Consider the following 20,607-nt stretch of genomic DNA (forward strand, 5'->3'; position numbering starts at 1 on the left):
TCACGACAATGGTCGCCAGTGCGAGTGCGCAGCAAGCGAACCGGAACTCGACCCTGCGGAACGCGTTGTCGCGGAAGCAGCGGACGCTAAAGGCCCACGCAACTCAATCGCGGGCCAGTTTGCGACGCGGCCGGCCCATGCCGGCGTAGTCCGGCAACGCGTCCACGGTCTTGCCGATCGCCTTGGCGTAGAGCGGCAGCATGTCCGGCAAGCGCTTGACGATGTCCTGACGGCGCGCCGGCGTATAGGGATGCACGTAGATGAAGCCTTGATCGCGATTGTTGCGCGTGGCCTGCGCCAGCTTGTCCCACAGCGTGACCGCCGCGCGCGGATCGAAGCCGGCGCGCGATGCGATATCGCTGCCGATCACGTCGGCTTCGGTCTCGTCCGTATTTTCGTACTTCATTTCCAGCAGGCGCGAGCCGATGCCGAGCGGTGCCGCGCCCAGATCGGCGAGCCCGAACAGCTGCGGGATCGTGCCGGACGAGTCGAGCTGGCTTGCCTGCAGTTGGCCGAGCCGCTCGCGTGCATGCTCGCGCAACGCATGCGCGATCTCATGGCCGATCAGCATGCCGAGCTCGTTGTCGTTCAGTTTCGCGCGATCGAGCAGGCCGCCGTACACGACAATCTTGCCGCCCGGCAGACAGTACATGCGGATATCGGGCGAGCGCACCACCGCTACATCCCATTTCCAGTTCTTGGCCCGCTCGTTCCATTTCAGCGAGTACGGAATCATCTTGTCGACGATCGAGCGCACGCGCGTGACATGCGCGTCGGTGTCGGCGTACAGGCGGTTCGAATGCTCGGCGCCGTAGGTGATCTGGCTGAACTCGTCGGCGGCTTGCGCCTCAAGCATCGGCGATGGGATCAGGTTGCGGAACACCAGATAACCGCCGTAACGCAACTGCGTGTTCAGGGTGTACGACGCGGACGCCGCGGCGGGCATCGAGGGGACGGCCGGCGCTTTGGTGGCCGCGGGTGGCGAAGATGTCGCGGCGGGCGTTCTGGCCGTGACCGGGGCCGGCGGCGGCTGCGTCGATTGGGGCGAGGGAGGCGATGAAGGCGGCGTTGCAGCGGCGGGCGCGCTGCCTGCACCCGCAGCGCCGGTGGCATTGTTCGCGCCCTGTGCAGCCGATGTCGCGCTTTCAGGGCTCGCGCCTGTCGCCGCTGCGGGCTTCGCCGTCGGTGCTGACGTAGTGGCCGGCGCCGGAGCCGCCGCGGGTGCGCTGGTAGCCGCAGCCGGCATGGCTGCCGCAGAGGCGTTCAATGGCGCGGCTAATGTCAGGCTCGCACAGCCGAGCGCGCATATGGCGTGCAGTGCCGCGCGGCTGCCCTTGATGGCAGGGCGCCGAGACATCACCGAGCGCGCCGCACCCTTCGAAAGAAGCGCCTTCACGACTGCTTCCTCCACGGCGCGATACGCAGCAGTAGCAACATGCCGGGCAACCCCAGCGCGGTACAAACGATGAAGTAGTCGAACCAGCCGATCTGCGCGACCACGTAGCCGCTCGCCGCGGAAGCCAGCGTGCGCGGCACCGAAGCAAGGCTCGTGAAGAGGGCGAACTGGGTGGCGGTGTAGCGCGGATCGGTGGTGCTGGCGATATAGGCGGTGAAGGCCGCCATCGTCAGCCCGGTGGCAAAGGTTTCCAGTCCGTAGACAAGCGCCAGCGCAACTGAACGCGGCTCGAGCTGCACCGCCCAATCGACGCCCACCAGTGCCAGCAGCTTTGTCGTGCCTTCGCTTAGCCAGACGGCGATGTCGTAAATTGCGACGAGACCGGGCGATGCCGGCCCGAGGTGCGCGAGCCATGCGAAGCCGAGCGTCGACACCATCTGCAGGACGCCGAATATCCACAGCCCGCGGCCGATGCCGATTTTCATCAGCCAGATCCCACCGACAATCCCGCCCGCCAGGCTCGCGCCGAACGCGGTGGTCTTCGCGATCACGCCGATCTGCGTGCGCGAAAAGCCGATGTCGAGAAAGAACGAGGTGGACAGCGTGGTCGCCATCGTGTCGCCGAGCTTGTACAGAAAGATGAAACCGAGCACGAACAGCGCGCCGCGCCAGCCGTCGCGCTGAATGAATTCCTTGAATGGCTGCACGATCGCTTCGCGCAGATTTTTCGGCGGCGTGCCATGAACTTCGGGTTCGCGCACTACGAGTGTCATCACCATGCCAGGCAGCATGAACGCGGCCGTCACAATGAAAACGGTGGTCCAAGGCAAATGGTCGGACAGGATCAGCGCGAGCGAACCGGGCACCAGCGCCGCGATCTTGTAAGCGTTCACGTGCACCGCGTTGCCGAGACCTTGCTGGGTATCGCTCAACAACTCGCGCCGGTAGGCGTCGATCACAATGTCCTGACTTGCGCCAAAGAACGCGACCAGCGCGGTCAAAGCCGCCACCGTCCAGATCGAATCTTTAGGCGACACGAACCCCAAGGTGGCGATGGCGCCGGCCACGAGTATTTGCGTGACCAGCATCCAGCCACGCCGTCTGCCCGGACGCCAGCCCGGAAAACGCGGGACGTAGCGGTCCATCAAGGGCGCCCAGATGAATTTCCAGGTGTACGGGAATTGGATCAGCGCAAAGAGGCCGATTTCCTTCAGATTGACGCCTTCTGAGCGTAACCACGCCTGCACCAGGTAGACGAGCGTGAACAGCGGCAAGCCCGACGTAAAGCCGAGAAAGACACAGATCAGCATGCGCGTATTCAGGAACGCGCGCCAGCCGGGATGTTCTTCGTGAGCGGTAAGTGCAGGCGCCTCGTGCGGCGGGTTCGACATGTGGATAAGTGGGGTTAGCTTTTCTTGACGCGATAGACCGCAAGACTACCACGCCAGTTCACCCCCCACCGCACCACCTGACCGTCGTGCAGCACCACGCGGTCAAGAATTTCGATGCCGACTTCCGGCGCCAGCGCCTCGAAATCCTCGATGGTCAGTACCCGCACGTTCGGCGTGTTGTGCCACTGATAAGGCAGCGACTTCGACACCGGCATGCGTCCCTGCAGCACCGAGAGCCGATGCGCCCAATAGCCGAAGTTCGGGAACGACACGATGCATTCCTTGCCGACCCGCACGGTCTCGCGCAGGATCGCCGCCGTCTGATGAATGGTTTGCAGCGTCTGCGACAGAATCGCGAAATCGAAGCTGCCGTCTTCGAACAGGCGCAGGCCGTCTTCCAGATTCTGCTGGATTACGTTGACGCCGTTCTGCGTCGACGCCAGCACGCCCGCGTCGTTGATTTCGATGCCGTAGCCCTGCACGTCCAGTTCTTCGGTCAGCAGCGAGAGCAGCGAGCCATCGCCGCAGCCCAGATCCAGCACGGTGGCGCGCGGTTCGACCCAGCGCGCGATCGCGCGGAAGTCCGGGCGCAGCGCCAGGTAATCGAGTGCTCGCTGGTTCATGCGTTCACCTCGTTCGCAATACGTTCGTAGTAGGCGCGCATCAGGTTGTGATAGCGCGCGTCGTCGAGCAGGAAGGCGTCGTGGCCGTGCGGCGCGTCGATTTCCGCGTACGTGACCGTGCGCTTGTGGTCGAGCAGTGCTTTCACCAGTTCGCGCGAGCGGGCCGGCGCGAAACGCCAGTCGGTCGAGAAGCTGGCGATCAGATATTTCGCCGTGGTGTGCGCGACAGCGGCGGTCAGATCGCCGTCGAAAGCCTTGGCCGGATCGAAATAGTCGAGCGCGCGGGTGATCAGCAGGTAGGTGTTCGCGTCGAAGTAGTCGGCGAATTTGTCGCCCTGATAACGCAGATAGGACTCCACTTCGAATTCCACGTCGAAGTTGAAGTTATACGCGTCTACCGCGCCTTCCGCGCGACGCAGCGAGCGGCCGAATTTCTCGGCCATGTCGTCGTCCGACAGATACGTGATGTGGCCGATCATGCGCGCGACGCGCAAGCCGCGCTTCGGCTTGACGTTATGCGCGTAGTAGTTGCCGCCGTGGAAATCCGGGTCCGACAGAATCGCCGAGCGCGCGACCTCGTTGAACGCGATGTTCTGCGCCGACAGCTTCGGCGTGGACGCGACCACGATGCAATGACCGACGCGCTCCGGATACATCATGCTCCACGCGAGCGCCTGCATGCCGCCGAGGCTGCCGCCCATCACCGCCGCGAAACGCGTGATGCCGAACTGGTCGGCGACGCGCGCCTGGGCGTTGACCCAGTCTTCCACTGTCACGACCGGGAACGTGGCGCCGTACGGGTTGCCGGTGGCCGGGTCGATACTCATCGGCCCGGTCGAGCCAAAGCACGATCCGAGGTTGTTCACACCGATCACGAAGAACTTGTCGGTGTCGAGCGGCTTGCCCGGCCCGACCATGTTGTCCCACCAGCCGATGTCCTTGGGATTGTCAGCGTACACGCCCGCCACGTGATGCGACGCGTTGAGCGCGTGGCACACCAGCACCGCGTTGCTATGCGCGGCGTTGAGCGTGCCATAGGTCTCGACCATCAGGTCGTAACCGGCCAGCGAGCTGCCGTTCTGCAATTGCAGCGGCTCGGAGAAATGCATTTTGTGGGGAGCGACGATACCGATGGATTCCATTCATTCCGCCATTTGTCAAAACAGGGCGGCTAAACGGCGTCGGCAAAAGCACGGAGGAACGACTGTGTGCGTGGCTGACGACCTCTTTAGCCGCATTTATAGTGAACCGCGGGAAACGTTCCCGGCAGTTCGCGCGCCCGCAATCGAGTCAGCAAATCGGCGCGTATAAGGTTTTCAAGCAGGTGTTCAGGGTGTTGCGGACAGCGGTTCCGAATGAATCGGGGTCCCGCGGTCAGGCGCAAAGTATAGCGGAAATTTTCGTGCGGCAACGTCGCGGGCGCAGAGCGTGGCGCGACGCAAGCCGCGCGGACTACTGAAGAATCAGGAGCAGTTGCGCGTCGGCGTGGTCGGCGGGCGGTCGCGCGAAGCCGCTGCGTACATAGCGATGCCAGCGGCCGATGATATAGCTCAGCAGCAGACTCGCGCGGATCGCGGGATCGTAGCCGGCCGGCAGCGGGACGGCGTCCTCGCCCGAGTTCGCCGTGGTGTTCGCTTCCATTTGCGCAAGCCGCAGGCATTGCTTCAACGACGCCTCGACGCGCTCCAGCATCTGATTGACGCGCTCGGTCAGCCGTTCATGCTCGCCGACCAGCGCCTCGCACGTCAGCACGCGCGTCATGCCGGGGTTCTTCGCGGGAAAGTTGAGCAGCATCAGCGCAATCGAACGCGCCTGCAGCACGCCGTTGCTTTCCTTGTCGACGATCTGGTTGATCAGCCCGAAGATGGTCTGCTCGATGAACTCGATGAGCCCTTCGAACATTTGCGCCTTGCTGGCGAAATGACGATACAGCGCGGCTTCCGATACGCCGAGCCGGGCGGCGAGCGCCGCGGTGGTGATCTTTTCGCTCTTGGGCGCCTCCAGCATCGCGGCGAGCGTCTGCAGGATGTGCACGCGGCGCTCGCCCGGCTTCAGGCGCTGCGCGCGCGGGGCGGCGAGCGTGGTGGTCGGTTCGTGTTCGGTTAAGACTTCGTCAGGCTTGTCGATCGGCTGCATGGCTGTCGTCCCGTCTGCTGTCTCTTCAATCGAACCGAGCGGGTGCTCAGTCGTAGCGATTTTAACGAACGAATGCTTCTATCGACATAGTGTGGCCGGCCGGTGCCCGGCAGGCGAGTCGGTATGCCGTCTGCGTGCGGCTTGCGCGGCAGATGGCCGGTGATCCACACCGTGCGGATGCCGAGCCGCCGGTAGTTTTTCAAGTGCGAGCGCGTGTCTTCGACGAGGATCACGTCCTTTAGCGAAACGTGCGCGTCGCGCATGGCCTTGCGCAGCATCCCGTGGTCGGGCTTGGCGCGCCAGCGGCGGCGATCGCGCATATGTTCGATGGCGATCACCTGTTCGAACAGACGCTCGATTCGCAGTTCGGCGAGCACCGCGCGCGCGTAGGCTTCGGGCGCGTTCGTCAGCACGATCTTGCGGCCCGGCAGCGCTGCGACGAGGCGCGCGACGCCGCGTTCATGGCGGATCATCGAACCGAGATCGGGGAAGGTGTGCACGACCTTCAGGAAGTCGTTCGCGTCGAGCGGATGGTGGCGTGTCAGGCCCAGCAGCGTTGCGCCATAGCGTTGCGTGTAGCCGGTGCGCAGACGGTTTGCTTCGTCGATGTCCACTTGCAGCGCGTCGATGATGTACTGCGTCATCCCCTGATTGATCGCCGGAAAAATCGCGTGCGACGCGTGATGCAGCGTGTTGTCGAGATCGAACAGCCAGACCGGACGGCCCCCTGCGATGTGCGGCCGACGGTTTCGGGAGGTGGGAGTGCGCATGGTGGAGGACGCCGTTCAGGCGCGAACAGTTGCCTCACGCGGCGAACGCGAACGGTTCACGGTGCGGGTGGCGAGCAAGGACGAAGTAGCGGGGTGGTGCTTTGTGGCGGCGCGCCGCTGCGAGCCGCCGAAGGTGTAGCGCGCGCCGTATGACTGCCCAGCGCAACAGCACGGCACACAGGGCACGCCATGACGTGCCGCGTGTGCCGGATTTGAGGCAGGAATCAATGCGAACGGATCATCGTGCCGAACGGCTGTTCGGTGAGAATTTCCAGCAGCACCGAGTGCTCGATACGGCCGTCGATGATGTGCACCGAGCGCACGCCGCTCTTGGCCGCGTCCAGCGCCGACGAGATTTTCGGCAGCATGCCGCCGGAGATCGTGCCGTCGGCGAACAGGCCGTCGATTTCGCGTGCCGACAGATCGGTCAGCAGATTGCCTTCCTTATCCATCACGCCGGGGATGTTGGTCATCATCACGAGCTTTTCGGCGTTCAGCACCACCGCCAGCTTGCCCGCGACCAGATCCGCGTTGATGTTGTACGAGAGGCCGTCTTCGCCAAAGCCGATAGGCGAGATCACCGGAATGAACGCGTCGTCTTGCAGCGCTTTCACGACCGCCGGATTGATCGCCTCGACTTCACCCACTTGCCCGATATCCACGTACTGGCCAGGATTGTCGCGATCCGGCATCAGCATCTTGCGTGCGTGGATCAGGCCGCCGTCCTTGCCCGTCAGACCGACCGCGTGGCCACCGAAGTGGTTGATCAGCGTGACGATGTCCTGCTGCACTTCGCCGCCGAGCACCCATTCGACGACTTCCATCGTCTCTTCGTCGGTGACGCGCATGCCCTGGATGAACGTGCCCTGTTTGCCGATCTTTTTCAGCGCCTGATCGATCTGCGGACCGCCGCCGTGCACGATGACCGGATTGATGCCGACCAGCTTGAGCAGGATCACGTCGCGCGCGAAGCCTTGCTTGAGCCGCTCTTCGGTCATGGCGTTGCCGCCGTATTTGATGACCACGGTCTTACCGTGATACTGACGAATGTAGGGAAGCGCCTCGGCCAGGATTTCAGCCTTCAGGGTGGGCGCGATCTGCGAAAGGTCGGGAAGCTCGGACATGGCGGCAGGCTCAGGCACGGAACAGTTGAAACAGGGCGAATTGTACAGGACTGGCGCGCTGCAACAGGGTTTTCGATAGTTGCGCGGGCGGCGGGCGCCGTGGGCTTTGCGCACCGCGCAATCACGGCCCGCACACGCCAACGGACGACAAAGCGTACCGCGCCTCGGAGGTGCCCGTAAATTAGCCGAACGGACGACTCACGGTGGTTCGCCAGTCGTGGCATCATTTCCTGATCCCCGTTGCTGCGAGGGTGTCCAGGCTGTCATGAAACCGTCCGTTTCCCGTTCTGAAGGCCGCGCGCGCTGCCCGCGCTGCGGCAACGCGTTCGATTGCGCCATGCACGGCCAGCCATTCGACTGCTGGTGCCGTGAGATGCCGCCGTTGCCGGCGGACCGGCTCGATCCAACTGGGCGCTGTTTGTGTCCTGAATGTCTTGCGGCGGAGATTGCGCAGGCGGCTCAGGTGAGGCCCGGCGGCGTGTGATTGGCGGCGGGAGGCCGCGGGAGCCGGCGTAGCTCGGGGAAAGCACAGTCAGTCCCCGGGAGTGTCGCTGGCTGGCGAGCGCGCCAATGGCCTACGGGCGCAGCGTCGCCGTCTTGCGAGAGCGCCGCCGGCTCAAGGCGGCGCCACCGGCTCACGGTAGCGCGATCCGCCTACGTAAGCGCTGCGCGCTTACGCCGCCCGGCGGTGCTGAGCCGCAAGCGCACTCAGATCACGCGCGACGGCTTCCAGCGCCGGCTCCCACTGACCGAATTGCGGCTGCCGGTAAAGCGTGGCGCTCGGATACCACGGGCTGTCGCGGCGGTCGAGCAGCCAGACCCAATGCGGGTTGACGTCGAGCAGCACCCACGTGCGCTGGCCGATTGCGCCGCTCAGATGCGCCGCCGAGGTGCAAACCGTAATGACGAGATCGAGCGCGCCGACAAACGCGGCTGTATCGTCGAAGGTCGCGAATTCGGCGGTGTAGTCGGTTATCGGCAAGCCGGCCGCGCGTGCCGCCGCCACGTCCGCGCCAGCGCCCGGCTGCAACGAATAGAACGCCACGTCCTGCATGCCGCCGAAGTGAGCCGCATAGCGCTCCCAGCCGACACGCCGGAACGGATTGCGTTGATGTCCGTGGCTGCCGGTCCACGTCAACCCGACTTTGAGCCGCGATTCCCCGGCCAGCCGCTCTTGCCATGAGTTGAATGCGCGCGGGTCCGCTTGCAGATAGGGCGCCGCCGGAATCGTTTCTTCGCGCGTGTCGAAAATCAGCGGCAGGCTCAGCAAAGGAACCTCGTAATCGAACGCCGGCAGCGATTCGACCCCGCCACCGGTTGAAAACTCGTCCGCATGAGCGCCGAGGCTGCGCGCGAGCAGCGCGCCCATCTGCGGAAATGAATTCCAGACGAGACGGCCGCCTTCGCGATGGACGCGCTCGGCCAGCATCGGAATGTAGCGGCAGAACTGCAACAGGTCGCCCATGCCTTGCTCGCCCCACACGAGCAATGTCTTTCCGGCAAGCGGTTCGCCGCGCCAAACCGGCGCCGGCATTACCGGACGGTTGCCGCCCAATTCCGAAGAACCGTCCCAGCGCGCTTCATGCGATGCCCAACCGTGCGCATAATCGGCATGCACAAGCTGCAGCATGGAGAGGTTGGAGCGCATGCTGGCGTCGTCGGGGGCTAGCGCGCAAGCGGTTTGGGCGGCTTGCACCGCGTCGTCCCAACGTTGCGCTTCACGCAGCGTCAGCCCATAGTTGTTGTGCGCCAGCGGGCTATGCGGCGCGCATTGAACGGCCTTTGCGCCGGCTTCGAGCGCGCGCGGCAGGTCCATATTTATACGGTAAGCGTGCGTGAGATTGGTCCAGCCGTCGCCCTCATCGGGTTCATCGCGGACGGCATTTTCCAGCAGCGTGATCCGTTCGTTCAGGTCGCCGCCGGTGAACGTCAGCGCAGCGGCAAGATTGTTGCACAGGCGCGGCAAACGCGGATCGATTGTGAGTGCATGGCGATAGGGCGCGATGGCTTCGGCATGCCGGTTCGCCATCTGCAGCGCGTAGCCGAGGCGAAAGTGTGCAAGAGCGTTGCGCGGATCGAGTTGGGCAATAATGGCGGCGAGTTCGATTGCGTCGCCGGAGCGCTGTTGCTCGAGCAGCGTGGCCATGAGCGAACTGAGCGAGGCGTCGTCGAGCGGATGAATTCGCGCCGCAGCGTCGAGGCAGTCGGCTTCGGCCTGCGCCGTGCCGGTTTGCCGGGCTGCGGCGGCTTGTCGCAGAACAGTCAGGAAAGCTGAAGAGGCGTCGGCCTCGCTGTGGGGAGTCGGTAGCATGGATGGGTTGCGCGATGGAGGAGCCGAAGAAAAGTTCGTTCCCGTTAAGCGCTATCGCAAAAATTCCATGTTACCGACGCAAGGCCGCGAGGTAAGTCGGACTAGTCCGAACAGGTAAATTAAAGTTAAAGTCATGCATCGAATCACCAACACTGGCCGCGTCAATCTCGGGCATCTGTTCTGGCTGCGCAGCCTTGCGATCATTGGCCAGTTGATGACGATTGCGTTCGTGCAGATTTTCATTGGCGTGCACTTGCCGCTGCCCGCCATGCTGCTGGTGATCGCGCTCGAAGTGATCTTCAACGGAATCACATGGTGGCGTGTCTCGCAGCAGCGCCCCGAATCCAACATGGAATTGTTCGGCCAGATCTGGGTCGATCTGGGCGCGCTGTCCGCGCTGCTGTTTCTCTCCGGCGGCACCACCAATCCATTCGTTTCGCTCTATCTGCCGTCGCTCGCCATCGCCGCGGCCGTGCTGCCGTGGCATCTGATGGCGTGGCTCGCGGCGTTCGCCGTGGCCTGTTACGCAGTCCTCGGTTTCGATTCCGTGCCGCTGAATCTCGACAATCCGGCGAACCTGTTCGACTACTACCGAGCCGGCATGTGGGTGAACTTCATGGTCAGCGTCGGCCTCATTGCATGGTTCGTTGCGCGCATGTCGCGAGCATTGCGGCTACGTGACGCAGCGCTCGGAGACGCGCAGCAGCGCTTGCTTCACGACGAACGCGCGGTCGCTCTGGGTGTGCAGGCCGCTACCGTCGCGCACGAAATCGGAACGCCGTTGTCTACAATTGCCATGTTGTCCGAAGAATTACGAGATGCAGCGCGTTCAGATAAGGGACTTGCACCTTATAGCGCCGATCTCGAATTGCTCGAACAGCAGATGACCCTGTGTACGTCGGCGCTTGCACGCTTGCGCAGCCGGGCATCGACAACAACCAACCGGCAGCAGGTCGGCGAGTGGCTCGAATCGTTTGCCGAGCAGTGGCGCTTGCGTCATCCGCATGTGAAGTTCGAGCGGGTTGGCGTGCCGCCGGCGGATGTCAGTCTTGACGATACGGTGGCCGTGAGTCAGATTCTCACGATTTTGCTCGACAACGCCGCGCGCGCAAGCCGCGATCACGTGACGCTGTCCTGCGCGCTGGGGGCGCGCGGCGACCAGATCGTCTTCGAAGTATGTGATGCGGGCTCTGGCATTCCGGCCGCGTTGCGCGGCTCGCTCGGAGCGATGCCGGTCGAGAGCACGCAAGGTGGGCACGGTGTGGGCCTCTATCTGGCTTTTTCGGCGGCGGCGCGTCTGAATGGGTCGATCGAGCTGACCGATGTCAGCGCGATCAAGCCGCGTGGCACGCGCGCGGTCCTTAAGCTGCCGCTCGCCGGACGCAAATTTTCTGGCAAAGGCCGTCTAGGCGCTGCGCCATCCAACACGGAGAAACAGGCATGAGCGATATGAATTTTCTGGTGATCGACGACGATGAGGTGTTCTCCGGCATCCTCGCTCGTGGGCTCACCCGGCGCGGCTACACGGTGAGCGAGGCGCACAACGCGGATGAGGCCATCAAGCTGGCAAATCAGCAGAAGTTCAGCCAGATCACGGTGGATCTGCATCTCGGCAACGACTCAGGTCTCACGCTCGTCGCACCGTTGCGCGATTTGCAGCCCGACGCGCGCATGCTGGTGCTGACGGGCTATGCGAGCATCGCCACCGCGGTGCAGGCGGTGAAAGACGGTGCGGATAATTACCTGGCCAAACCTGCCAACGTCGAGACGATTCTGTCGGCGCTGCAAAGTGAAGCGAGTGCGCTGCAAGCTGAAGAGGCGATCGAGCATCCCACGCCGCTGTCGGTGGCGCGTCTGGAGTGGGAGCATATTCAACGCGTGCTCGCCGAGCACGGCGGCAATATTTCGGCTACCGCGCGCGCGTTGAACATGCATCGTCGCACGCTGCAGCGCAAGCTGGCGAAGCGGCCGGTCAAGCAATAAGAGCCTCAATTCAATTCCGCTTGCCGTAGGCAAATAAAAACGGGCTGCCAATCAAAGGCAGCCCGTTTTCTTATACGCCTTGCATCTATTCCGCATCAAGCAGTGAAAGCAACAGAAGGAGGCACTCCCCGCGACGACCTCACAGCACGTAGCGCGACAGATCCTCGTCTTCCGCCACTTCGTTCAGCGCGCGATCGACATAAGCCGCGTCGATCTGCACCGTCCGGCCCGAGTGATTGCCGGCCGCGAACGAAACTTCTTCGAGCAGTTTTTCGATCACCGTGTACAGACGCCGTGCACCGATGTTCTCGGTCTTTTCGTTCACCGAGTACGCGATCTCGGCGAGGCGGCGGATGCCGTCGTCGGCGAATTCCAGATGCACGTCTTCGGTGGCGAGCAATGCCTGGTATTGCTTGACGAGGCTCGCATCCGTGGAAACCAGGATCGATTCGAAGTCGTTCACCGAGAGCGAGTCCAGTTCGACGCGAATCGGAAAGCGGCCCTGCAGTTCCGGAATCAGATCGCTCGGCTTGGCCAAATGGAATGCGCCGCTCGCAATGAACAGAATGTGATCGGTCTTCACCATGCCGTACTTGGTGTTGATCGTGGTGCCTTCAACCAGCGGCAACAGATCGCGCTGCACGCCCTGACGCGAAACTTCGCCGCCGCCGGCTTCGTTACGCGAGGCGATCTTGTCGATTTCGTCGAGAAACACAATGCCGTTCTGCTCGACGTTCTGCACAGCCTTGGTTTTCACCTCTTCGTCGTTCAGCATCTTGCCGGCTTCTTCGTCGGTGAGAACTTTCAGTGCTTCTTTCACCTTCAGCTTGCGGCGCGTTTTCTTGCCGCCGCCGATGTTCGCGAACATCGAACGGATCTGCTCGGTCATGTCTTCCATGCCCGGCGGCCCCATGATGTCCATGCCGACTTGCGGCTGTTCCACGTCGAGCTCGATTTCCTTGTCGTCGAGCAAGCCTTCGCGCAGACGCTTGCGGAAGGTCTGGCGTGTCGTGCTGCCTTCGTCGACGGTATCAGCCGCACTCGAACTCGCGCCGAAGCCGACGGGCCGCGCGCTCGGCAGCAGAATATCGAGGATGCGGTCTTCGGCCTGATCTTCGGCCTTGGTCCGTACTTTGCGCATTTCCGTTTCGCGCGTCTGCTTGACGGAAATTTCGATCAGGTCACGCACGATGCTGTCCACGTCGCGGCCCACATAGCCGACTTCGGTGAACTTGGTGGCTTCGATCTTGATGAACGGCGCATCGGCCAGTTTCGCCAGACGCCGCGCAATTTCGGTCTTGCCGACGCCGGTCGGTCCGATCATCAGAATGTTCTTCGGCGTGATTTCCTGACGTAGCGGATCTTCAACCTGCTGACGGCGCCAGCGATTGCGCAGCGCCACCGCCACCGCTTTTTTCGCGCGGCCTTGGCCAATGATGTGTTTGTCGAGTTCCGAGACGATCTCGGCAGGGGTCATGGTGCTCATCGTGGGTCCTTACTCGATCGTCTCGATAACGCGGTTATGGTTCGTGTAGATGCACATGTCGCCGGCAATCTCCAGCGACTTCTCCACGATTTCACGGGGCGACAGGTCAGTGTTGTGAGCGAGCGCGGTCGCGGCGGCTTGCGCATAAGCGCCGCCGGAACCGATCGCGCAGATGCCGCCTTCCGGATCGAGCACGTCGCCGTTGCCGGTGATGACGAGCGTGGTCGTGGCGTCCGCGGTGATCAGCATGGCTTCGAGACGACGCAGCATGCGGTCGGTGCGCCAGTCTTTGGCGAGTTCGACGGCGGCGCGCGTGAGGTTGCCCTGATGTTTTTCCAGCTTCGCTTCGAAGCGGTCGAGCAGCGAGAAGGCGTCGGCCGTGCCGCCGGCGAAGCCGACCAGCACCTTGCCGTTATAGATGCGCCGGACTTTCTTCGCCCCGCCTTTCATGACGATGTTGCCTAGCGTCACCTGGCCGTCGCCGCCGAGCGCGACTTTGTCGCCGCGGCGCACGGAGACGATCGTCGTGCCGTGAAATTGCTCCATATGCGTTCCTCTTTGCAAAACGGGTAGGACGCGGCAGCGCACTGCGCTACCGCATGAATCCTGAAAGCGGACGGCGCGCGACGCTAACCAACCGGCCGGCGCGCGCTCGTGCAGCGCATGTCCGATTTATTTTAGGGCGTGCGCGGTCATATCAAGAGCCGGCAAATGGCATAAGACAAAAAACACGTGAATTGGTGCGGCGTGCGCGTCCGCGAGGCATCATGCGGCGCGGGGTCGGGATAGCATGAATCCCGCTCGCGGGCCGGCAAATGGCATAGGACAAGTACAGATGAGTTCGGAAGCGAACGCGGTGGTTACGCCGATAAGGAGGTGTCGAGGCAAGGCCGAAACCGCCTGCACCACGGCAATGCCTCAGATATGCGTCACACAAAAGAAAAAGGCGCACGGCTCACCGTGCGCCTCTCGACGAAGCAGCGTTTCAGGGCGCGGAGCCGAAGCCGCGCCGCAAGCGTTCAGTCGCCGAACAGCTTCTGGCGCAGTTCGCGGCGCTCCTGCGCTTCGAGCGACAGGGTAGCCGTGGGCCGCGCGAGCAGACGCGGGATGCCGATCGGCTCACCGGTTTCTTCGCACCAGCCGTAGTCGCCCGAGTCGATGCGCGCGATGGATTGCTGCACCTTCTTCAGCAGCTTGCGCTCGCGGTCGCGCGTGCGCAGTTCGAGCGCATGCTCTTCCTCGATCGTTGCGCGGTCGGCCGGGTCCGGCACGATTACCGTTTCGCGCAGGTTCTCGGTCGTCTGGCCGGCATTGCGGAGAATATCCGCCTGCAGTTGTTCGAGCTTGTTCTTGAAGAAGGCGAGCTGATCCTCATTCATGTAATCCTTGTCGCTCATCTTCAGGATTTCGGCTTCGGTCAAGAGTCGTTTCGTCGTCATCTGGCTTACTTCTTCAATGTGAGGCAAAACTCTTACATAGTGCCCGCACTTTCGTATTGCCCGCAAATGCGCCTCGAAGACGCTGAGCGCCAAGGCGGGCACGGACGGTGGACTGTCGTGACGCCGAAGCGCCTGGCGCCCACACGCCGGGCGTCGCAACGCTAATGCGGGGCCGAACTCCTCTGGAAACCGATTCTCAAATGCTCCTGAGGCATTGCTTGCCGACAGCGCGCTTTTCAGGCGCTGCCAGCCGGCATTGTCGGCGTATCGTCCGGATAAGATTTTCCGGCGCCTTTCAGGCCCGTCGCGGGATACGCGCTGACCGGGCAATTCGTTGTCATTCTCCAGTGGGCACGTATTGTAACTGAACCACAATCTAGCGCCGCAAGTGGTGAAAATCCCCGTACGGCACCCCGATATCCCGAAAATATAACGCGCGCACGACCAAAAAGCGATGGTCGTGCACGCTTTAATACAGCAGGGTTTTCACGCGCTTTTCATACGCGCGACTTTTCAGTGAGCTTTCGGCCGCCGCTAAGGCGGATTCAGCAGATGATTTGGCTCGCGCGCGCTTTGCGCATATTTACATGCAGGCATTAGCACGGCGCATGCCGCGTCGCACGGCTCCCGGTCTGGATAAACGGCAAGCCCCGGACGAGCCGGGGCTTCGCATTTCTTAGGCGAGGCAGGCGTCCAGTCCGTCCGTGATCAGGTCTTGCGGCAGTTCGATGCCGATAAACACCATCTTGTTGGTCTTCTTCTCAATGGGCTGCCATTTGGCGGCCAGATCGCTGCCCATCATCTGATGCACACCCTGGAACACCACCTTACGATCGACGCCCTTCATATAGAGCACGCCCTTGTAGCGCAGCAGCCGCTCGCCATAAATCTGCAGAATGCCGCCGAGGAAGTCTTCCAGCTTGTTCGGATCGAACGGTCGGTCGCTGCGGTAGACGAATGATTTGATCTTGTCGTCATGGTGCGCATGGTGGTGATGCGCGTGATCGTGGCCTTCGTGATCGCATTTGCCGTGGTCGTGATCGCAGTTGGCGTGATCGTCATGGGTGTGGCCGTGCTCGTCATGCGCGTGAGCGTGGCTGTGCGCATGCTCATCTTCCACGAGGAAGTCCGGATCGATCTCGAGCTTCGAGTTCAGGTTGAACCCGCGCAGGTCGAAGATTTCCTTGATGTCCGCTTCGCCGAAATTGACCACCTTGATGGCCGCGCGCGGGTTCATATGCAGCAGGCGGTGGCGGAGATCGGCCAACTGGTTTTCATCGACCAGATCCGACTTCGTGATGAACAGGCGGTCGGCGAAACCGACCTGGCGTTGCACGACTTCGTGTTCGTCCAGCTGGTGGTTCGCTTGCTTCGCGTCGACCAGGGTGATGATCGCGTCCAGCAGGAATTCATTGGCGATCTGGTCGTCCATGAAGAACGTCTGCGCAACCGGGCCCGGATTGGCGAGGCCGGTGGTTTCGATCACGACGCGGTCGAAATCCAGCTTGCCTGATTGCTTCTGCGCCGCCAGATCGCCCAGCACGCGCGACAGGTCGCCGCGAATCGTGCAGCAGATGCAGCCGTTGCTCATCTGGATGATCTGCTCACCCGTGTCCTGCACGAGGATTTCGTTGTCGATGTTCTCTTCGCCGAACTCGTTCTCGATCACGGCGATCTTCATGCCGTGCTTTTCATTCAGGATGCGCTTGAGCAGGGTGGTTTTGCCGCTGCCGAGAAAGCCGGTCAGGATGGTGACTGGGATCATGTGGGTCGCCTGTATGGTCGTGTAACGGTGCGTAATCGGGTGAATAAGCGAATGCGTGTGCCGGGCGCGCAGCCGGGTGGCGCGCTGCCCTGTCCAGGCGGTTATTGAAACATATCTGTCAAGGCGACGCTGGCGGACCCTGGTTCGCGTCCGCTTTCGCCCGAGCGTCCGGCGCCGGAAACATTCCTGAAACTATGGGCGATCAGGCGATTTGCAACAGCAGGCCCTTCAGGTATTCGCCTTCGGGGAATGCAGTGAGCAATGGGTGATCCACCCCGGCGCCGAGCCGCTTGAGAATGCGGGCGTCCACGCGCGCGTCGGCGGCCGCGCCGGAGACGATCTTCTGGAAAAGCTCGGCGTCGATCGCGCCGGAGCACGAATAGGTGAAGAGCAGGCCGCCCGGGCGCAGCAGCTTCAGGCCGGTCAGGTTGATGTCCTTGTAAGCGCGCGCCGCACGGTCCACATGCTCGCGCGACGGCGCGAATTTCGGCGGATCGAGCACGATCAGGTCGAAGCGCTCGCCTTCGTCGTGAAGGCGGCGCAGCGTTTTGAACGCGTCGGCGTCGAGCCAGGTGGCGCGCTCGGCGTCGAAGCCGTTGGCCGCGACGTTCTGTTGGGCGATCGCCAGTGCGTCGCCCGACGAATCGATCGACACCAAGCGTTTGGCGCCGCCTTTCAGCGCCGCCAGCGAGAAGCCGCCGGTATAGCAGAAGCAGTTCAGCACCTCGCGATCCTGCGCGAGCTGCTGCACGAGCAGGCGGTTGTCGCGCTGATCGACGTAGAAGCCGGTCTTGTGGCCGTTGCGCACGTCGACGTGATAGCGCACGCCGTTTTCGCTCGCAATCAACGCTTCCGACGGCGCTTCGCCCGCCAGCACGCCGGTGATCTGCTCAAGTCCTTCCTTCTGACGAATCGACACGTCCGAGCGTTCGTAGACGTTCGGGCAGCCGGTCGCGCCGGTCAGCGCCGCGACGATCGCTTCCTTCCACGCCTCGACGCCCGCCGCCATGAACTGGCAGACGAGTTGGCTGCGCTGACCTTCGTCCTCGGCGATGTAGTGATCGACGATCAAGCCCGGCAGCCCGTCCGCTTCGCCGAAAATCAGCCGCACCGCGCCGGTGTCGTGGACCATCGTCTGACGGTGCGCGAGCGCGCGCTGCACGCGGCGCTTGAAAAAGGCGTGATCGATCGGCTCGCTTTCGTCGAAGCTCCACACGCGGGCGCGGATCTGCGAATGCGGGCTGTAGGCCGCGCGCGCGAGGAAACGGCCGTCGTGCGCGCGTACCAGCACAGTGGCGCCGGGCGCGGGATTGCCGTCGATCCGGTCGATCGCGTTGGCATAAACCCACGGATGGCGGCGCAGCAGCGATTTTTCTTTCGACGGTTTGAGCGTAACGGTATTCATCAGGGTGTCAGAGAGAGCAATGGGCCGCGCGGCACGGCGCGCGCAGCAGGTAAGGCGGAGACCGTACGCCGCGAATCGAATCGCGGAATCAGTCGCGTTTTTTAGCGCGCGGATGCGCCTGATCGTAGACGTGCGCGAGATGCTGGAAATCGAGCGCGGTGTAGACCTGTGTCGCGGTGATGCTCGCGTGGCCGAGCAACTCCTGCACGGCGCGCAGATCGCCGCTCGACTGCAGCACGTGCGTGGCGAACGAATGCCGCAGCACGTGCGGATGCACGTTTGCGGGAATGCCGGCGACCAGCGCCGCGCGCTTCACACGCTCGCGTACGACGTTCGGCGACAGGCGATTGCCGCGCGCCGAGAGAAACAGCGGATGCGGATCGTGCTTCACCATCTGATCGCGGACGGCGAGCCAGGCGCTCAAGGCTTCCAGCGCCTTGCTGCCGACCGGCACGACGCGGCGCCGGTTGCCCTTGCCGAGCACTTCGACTTCGGCGGAATCGAGCTTGAGCCAGCCGGCCGAGCGATAGCCGTCGGCATCGGCGAAACGGGCGTCGAGCCCGACCAGTTCCGCGAGTCGCAGGCCGGACGAGTAGAACAGTTCGAGCATGGCGTGATCGCGCAAACCTTCGGGCGATGCGACGGGCGAACTTTCCATCAGGCGCGTGGCGTCGTCGACGGATAGCGCTTTGGGCAGCGGTTTGGCCTGCTTCGGCGCGCGCACGGTCGCGACCGGGTTGGCCGGCAGATCGACGCGGCCGGCGAACCAGCGGTAAAACGCGCGCCACGCCGACAGCCGGTGGCTAATCGAGCGCGCCGTCAGGCCGCCTGCATGCGCCCGCGAAACGGCGCCGCGAATGTCCACGGCTGTGAGGCTTTCGAGCGGCCGGCCTTTGGCCAACTGCCTGAGTTCTTCCAGTTCGTGGGCGTAGCCGCGCAGCGTATGCGCCGAGAGCCGCCGCTCGTGTTCGAGATTCGACAGATAGGCGGCGATCGGGTCGGCGGCGGTCACGGTGGGTTTTCGAGCGGCTGGCGCGGAACGGAACGCGGTTCAGCGCGGCAGCAGACGGCTCAGCGCCGCGCTGGCCAGTGCGCCGATCTGCGTGAGGAAATCAGTGGCCATGCCCTCGTGGAAGCGGCGCGCGTCTGCCGAACCCATCACCAGCAGGCCGAATGTCGGCGCTTCTTCCTTGCCTTCCGGATCGCGCAGCGCAAGCAGCGCGATCGATTCGGTTGCGTGCGCCGATTCGGGCGCCGCGTGGCCGGCCGAGCCCTCGTCGCTCACGGTGGCCACGGAGGGCACCAGCCACTGCGCCGCCTCGAAGCCGGTATTCGCGCCGCAATACGGCGTGGTCAGGCTGTTAGCGAAAATGCGCACTTCTTCGCCGACATGGCGCGCGAAGTCGGCCTGGGCATACCGTTCGGCCACATCCCACACGCGCAGCGCGGCTTGCGGCACGTCGAAGATGTCGCGCAAACCGGTGGCGATCGTGCGCGGCAGCGCATACGGATCGCGCTCGGCCATCACGCGAATGGTCCAGCGGTTGAATTTCGACGCGATGCTGTCGTTCTCGTGGCCGTAGCGCAGGAGTTCGGCGAGGCGGCGTTCGAGGTGCTTGTTCTTGTCGCGCAGCATTTCCATCTGCCGTTCCTGCAGCGACACCGCGGCTTTGCCGTGCGGGTTCGCGAGGCGGATCGTCGCGAGCATTTCCGCGTGTTCGGCGAAGAATTCAGGATTGGCGAGCAGGTATTCGGCGACTTCGCGATCGTTCATGGTTTCGGCTAAAGGACTACGGGGCGACGCCTTGGGGCGGCGCATCGGTCAATGAGTTTAAGCGGCCTGTGAATCGGCTAATGAATCGGCTGATGAGTCGGGCAGTTCGATTTCGCCTTCGAAGACGGTCGCGGCAGGGCCGGCCATCAGCAATGGCTGGTCCGCTTGCGCGGCGTCCCATGTGATGGTCAGTTTGCCGCCGTGTGTGTGCACGAGCACCGGTGCGTCCAGCAGCCCGCGCCGGATGCCGGCCGCGACGGCCGCGCAGGCGCCCGTGCCGCACGCCAGCGTTTCACCCGCGCCGCGTTCGTACACGCGCAGCTTGATCTCACTGCGCCCGACGATCTGCATGAAGCCCGCGTTCACCCGCTGCGGAAAACGCGCATGCCGTTCGATCACCGGGCCTTCGACCAGCACGGGGAACGCCTCGACGTCGTCGACTACTTGCACGGCGTGCGGATTGCCCATCGATACCACCGAAATCCAGCGTGTCGTGCCGTTCACGTCGAGCGGCCAGAGCGTGTCGGCGCCCTCGCGGCGGCCTTCCAGGCCTTTCGTGGCGAACGGCACGCGTTCCGGGTCGAACACAGGCGTGCCCATGTCGACCAGCACTTCGCCGTTTTCCTGCATGGTCAGCGTGATGGTGCCCTTTTGCACCTGCACGCGCACGCTGCGTTGATCGGTGAGGCCCCTGTCGCGCACGAACTTGACGAAGCAGCGCGCGCCGTTGCCGCAATGCTCGACCTCGCCGCCGTCGCAATTGAAGATGCGATATCTGAAATCGACGCCGGCTACCGTGGGCTTCTCGACCAGCAGCAACTGGTCGGCGCCCACGCCGAAATGCCGGTCCGCGAGCGCGCGCACCTGCGCCGGCGTCAGGTCGACCGGTTGGGTGTAGCCGTCGAGCACGACGAAGTCATTGCCCGCGCCGTGCATTTTGGTGAATTTCAGTTTCATCACGCTATTGTAAGTGACCCGCCCACAGGTGGACCCGAACGCCGCGT

At 63.3% G+C, this 20,607-nt stretch carries 19 protein-coding genes; 3 read left to right on the top strand and 16 right to left on the bottom strand.

Annotation, left to right across the window (positions count from 1 at the left end):
• Positions 1-103: 103 nt before the first annotated feature.
• The 7 genes from B0G80_RS46845 to argB all read right to left on the bottom strand — a co-directional run bounded on the left by B0G80_RS46845 (position 104) and on the right by argB (position 7,440).
• Positions 104-1,396 carry a M48 family metallopeptidase gene (locus B0G80_RS46845; protein ID WP_408967707.1) on the bottom strand — a complete coding sequence of 431 codons (1,293 nt, stop codon included), beginning with the start codon at positions 1,394-1,396 and terminating at the stop codon, positions 104-106.
• Positions 1,393-2,787: an AmpG family muropeptide MFS transporter gene (locus tag B0G80_RS16520; RefSeq protein ID WP_106283942.1), complete on the bottom strand. Its 1,395-nt coding sequence runs from the start codon at positions 2,785-2,787 to the stop codon at positions 1,393-1,395. The genes B0G80_RS46845 and B0G80_RS16520 overlap by 4 nt, the downstream gene beginning before the upstream one ends.
• Before the next feature lie 14 nt (positions 2,788-2,801).
• The gene (gene metW, locus B0G80_RS16525; protein WP_012431403.1) at positions 2,802-3,410 is read right to left on the bottom strand and encodes a methionine biosynthesis protein MetW; all 609 of its coding nucleotides are present in this window, start codon (positions 3,408-3,410) and stop codon (positions 2,802-2,804) included.
• Entirely contained in the window at positions 3,407-4,552 is a 1,146-nt protein-coding gene (locus B0G80_RS16530; protein ID WP_106283941.1) for a homoserine O-acetyltransferase, read from the bottom strand. Before B0G80_RS16530 ends, metW begins: the two co-directional genes overlap by 4 nt.
• 310 nt (positions 4,553-4,862) lie before the next feature.
• Complete coding sequence (gene slmA, locus B0G80_RS16535) at positions 4,863-5,546, bottom strand: nucleoid occlusion factor SlmA (protein WP_116118669.1); 684 nt, start codon at positions 5,544-5,546, stop codon at positions 4,863-4,865.
• On the bottom strand, positions 5,513-6,316 hold the full coding sequence (locus tag B0G80_RS16540) for a pyrimidine 5'-nucleotidase (protein WP_116118670.1): 804 nt from the start codon (positions 6,314-6,316) through the stop codon (positions 5,513-5,515). The genes slmA and B0G80_RS16540 overlap by 34 nt, the downstream gene beginning before the upstream one ends.
• Before the next feature lie 224 nt (positions 6,317-6,540).
• Entirely contained in the window at positions 6,541-7,440 is a 900-nt protein-coding gene (gene argB, locus B0G80_RS16545; protein WP_007179687.1) for an acetylglutamate kinase, read from the bottom strand.
• A gap of 265 nt (positions 7,441-7,705) precedes the next feature.
• On the opposite strand from argB, the gene B0G80_RS16550 reads away from it, so the two are divergent.
• Positions 7,706-7,924, top strand: a complete 219-nt coding sequence (locus B0G80_RS16550) for a cysteine-rich CWC family protein (protein ID WP_106283938.1) — start codon at positions 7,706-7,708, stop codon at positions 7,922-7,924.
• Between the two features lie 189 nt (positions 7,925-8,113).
• Here B0G80_RS16550 and B0G80_RS16555 read toward each other — a convergent pair whose 3' ends face one another.
• Positions 8,114-9,751 carry a tetratricopeptide repeat protein gene (locus B0G80_RS16555; protein WP_116118671.1) on the bottom strand — a complete coding sequence of 546 codons (1,638 nt, stop codon included), beginning with the start codon at positions 9,749-9,751 and terminating at the stop codon, positions 8,114-8,116.
• A 133-nt stretch (positions 9,752-9,884) separates the two neighbouring features.
• Here B0G80_RS16555 and B0G80_RS16560 point away from each other — a divergent pair, with 133 nt between their 5' ends.
• Complete coding sequence (locus tag B0G80_RS16560) at positions 9,885-11,195, top strand: ATP-binding protein (RefSeq protein ID WP_116118672.1); 1,311 nt, start codon at positions 9,885-9,887, stop codon at positions 11,193-11,195.
• On the top strand, positions 11,192-11,734 hold the full coding sequence (locus tag B0G80_RS16565) for a response regulator transcription factor (protein WP_012431409.1): 543 nt from the start codon (positions 11,192-11,194) through the stop codon (positions 11,732-11,734). The genes B0G80_RS16560 and B0G80_RS16565 overlap by 4 nt, the downstream gene beginning before the upstream one ends.
• A gap of 139 nt (positions 11,735-11,873) precedes the next feature.
• On the opposite strand, the gene hslU is transcribed toward B0G80_RS16565, so the two are convergent.
• The 8 genes from hslU to dapF all read right to left on the bottom strand — a co-directional run bounded on the left by hslU (position 11,874) and on the right by dapF (position 20,560).
• Positions 11,874-13,220 carry an ATP-dependent protease ATPase subunit HslU gene (gene hslU / locus B0G80_RS16570; protein WP_106283935.1) on the bottom strand — a complete coding sequence of 449 codons (1,347 nt, stop codon included), beginning with the start codon at positions 13,218-13,220 and terminating at the stop codon, positions 11,874-11,876.
• 9 nt (positions 13,221-13,229) lie between these two features.
• Complete coding sequence (gene hslV, locus B0G80_RS16575) at positions 13,230-13,766, bottom strand: ATP-dependent protease subunit HslV (RefSeq protein ID WP_106283934.1); 537 nt, start codon at positions 13,764-13,766, stop codon at positions 13,230-13,232.
• A 473-nt stretch (positions 13,767-14,239) separates the two neighbouring features.
• Positions 14,240-14,659 (bottom strand): RNA polymerase-binding protein DksA, encoded by a 420-nt coding sequence (gene dksA, locus B0G80_RS16580; protein WP_012431412.1) that lies wholly within the window; start codon positions 14,657-14,659, stop codon positions 14,240-14,242.
• A gap of 676 nt (positions 14,660-15,335) precedes the next feature.
• On the bottom strand, positions 15,336-16,424 hold the full coding sequence (locus tag B0G80_RS16585; protein WP_116118673.1) for a GTP-binding protein: 1,089 nt from the start codon (positions 16,422-16,424) through the stop codon (positions 15,336-15,338).
• Between the two features lie 202 nt (positions 16,425-16,626).
• Entirely contained in the window at positions 16,627-17,829 is a 1,203-nt protein-coding gene (locus B0G80_RS16590; protein WP_116118674.1) for a class I SAM-dependent rRNA methyltransferase, read from the bottom strand.
• A gap of 88 nt (positions 17,830-17,917) precedes the next feature.
• A complete protein-coding gene (gene xerC, locus B0G80_RS16595) occupies positions 17,918-18,841 on the bottom strand; it encodes a tyrosine recombinase XerC (protein WP_116118675.1) in 924 nt (307 codons plus the stop codon).
• A gap of 39 nt (positions 18,842-18,880) precedes the next feature.
• Positions 18,881-19,603: a DUF484 family protein gene (locus B0G80_RS16600; RefSeq protein ID WP_116118676.1), complete on the bottom strand. Its 723-nt coding sequence runs from the start codon at positions 19,601-19,603 to the stop codon at positions 18,881-18,883.
• Positions 19,604-19,660: 57 nt separating this feature from the next.
• Positions 19,661-20,560 (bottom strand): diaminopimelate epimerase, encoded by a 900-nt coding sequence (gene dapF / locus B0G80_RS16605; RefSeq protein WP_116118677.1) that lies wholly within the window; start codon positions 20,558-20,560, stop codon positions 19,661-19,663.
• Between the last annotated feature and the right edge of the window lie 47 nt (positions 20,561-20,607).

Source organism: Paraburkholderia sp. BL6669N2, assembly GCF_003387275.1.
Taxonomy (GTDB): domain Bacteria; phylum Pseudomonadota; class Gammaproteobacteria; order Burkholderiales; family Burkholderiaceae; genus Paraburkholderia.

What these genes read in the sequence shown, in the direction of transcription:
- B0G80_RS16520 (WP_106283942.1), bottom strand. Translation starts at nt 2,787, where the DNA reads ATGTCGAACCCGCCGCACGAGGCGCCTGCACTTACCGCTCACGAAGAA.
- metW (WP_012431403.1), bottom strand. Translation starts at nt 3,410, where the DNA reads ATGAACCAGCGAGCACTCGATTACCTGGCGCTGCGCCCGGACTTCCGC.
- B0G80_RS16530 (WP_106283941.1), bottom strand. Translation starts at nt 4,552, where the DNA reads ATGGAATCCATCGGTATCGTCGCTCCCCACAAAATGCATTTCTCCGAG.
- slmA (WP_116118669.1), bottom strand. Translation starts at nt 5,546, where the DNA reads ATGCAGCCGATCGACAAGCCTGACGAAGTCTTAACCGAACACGAACCG.
- B0G80_RS16540 (WP_116118670.1), bottom strand. Translation starts at nt 6,316, where the DNA reads ATGCGCACTCCCACCTCCCGAAACCGTCGGCCGCACATCGCAGGGGGC.
- argB (WP_007179687.1), bottom strand. Translation starts at nt 7,440, where the DNA reads ATGTCCGAGCTTCCCGACCTTTCGCAGATCGCGCCCACCCTGAAGGCT.
- B0G80_RS16550 (WP_106283938.1), top strand. Translation starts at nt 7,706, where the DNA reads ATGAAACCGTCCGTTTCCCGTTCTGAAGGCCGCGCGCGCTGCCCGCGC.
- B0G80_RS16555 (WP_116118671.1), bottom strand. Translation starts at nt 9,751, where the DNA reads ATGCTACCGACTCCCCACAGCGAGGCCGACGCCTCTTCAGCTTTCCTG.
- B0G80_RS16560 (WP_116118672.1), top strand. Translation starts at nt 9,885, where the DNA reads ATGCATCGAATCACCAACACTGGCCGCGTCAATCTCGGGCATCTGTTC.
- B0G80_RS16565 (WP_012431409.1), top strand. Translation starts at nt 11,192, where the DNA reads ATGAGCGATATGAATTTTCTGGTGATCGACGACGATGAGGTGTTCTCC.
- hslU (WP_106283935.1), bottom strand. Translation starts at nt 13,220, where the DNA reads ATGAGCACCATGACCCCTGCCGAGATCGTCTCGGAACTCGACAAACAC.
- hslV (WP_106283934.1), bottom strand. Translation starts at nt 13,766, where the DNA reads ATGGAGCAATTTCACGGCACGACGATCGTCTCCGTGCGCCGCGGCGAC.
- dksA (WP_012431412.1), bottom strand. Translation starts at nt 14,659, where the DNA reads ATGACGACGAAACGACTCTTGACCGAAGCCGAAATCCTGAAGATGAGC.
- B0G80_RS16585 (WP_116118673.1), bottom strand. Translation starts at nt 16,424, where the DNA reads ATGATCCCAGTCACCATCCTGACCGGCTTTCTCGGCAGCGGCAAAACC.
- B0G80_RS16590 (WP_116118674.1), bottom strand. Translation starts at nt 17,829, where the DNA reads ATGAATACCGTTACGCTCAAACCGTCGAAAGAAAAATCGCTGCTGCGC.
- B0G80_RS16600 (WP_116118676.1), bottom strand. Translation starts at nt 19,603, where the DNA reads ATGAACGATCGCGAAGTCGCCGAATACCTGCTCGCCAATCCTGAATTC.
- dapF (WP_116118677.1), bottom strand. Translation starts at nt 20,560, where the DNA reads ATGAAACTGAAATTCACCAAAATGCACGGCGCGGGCAATGACTTCGTC.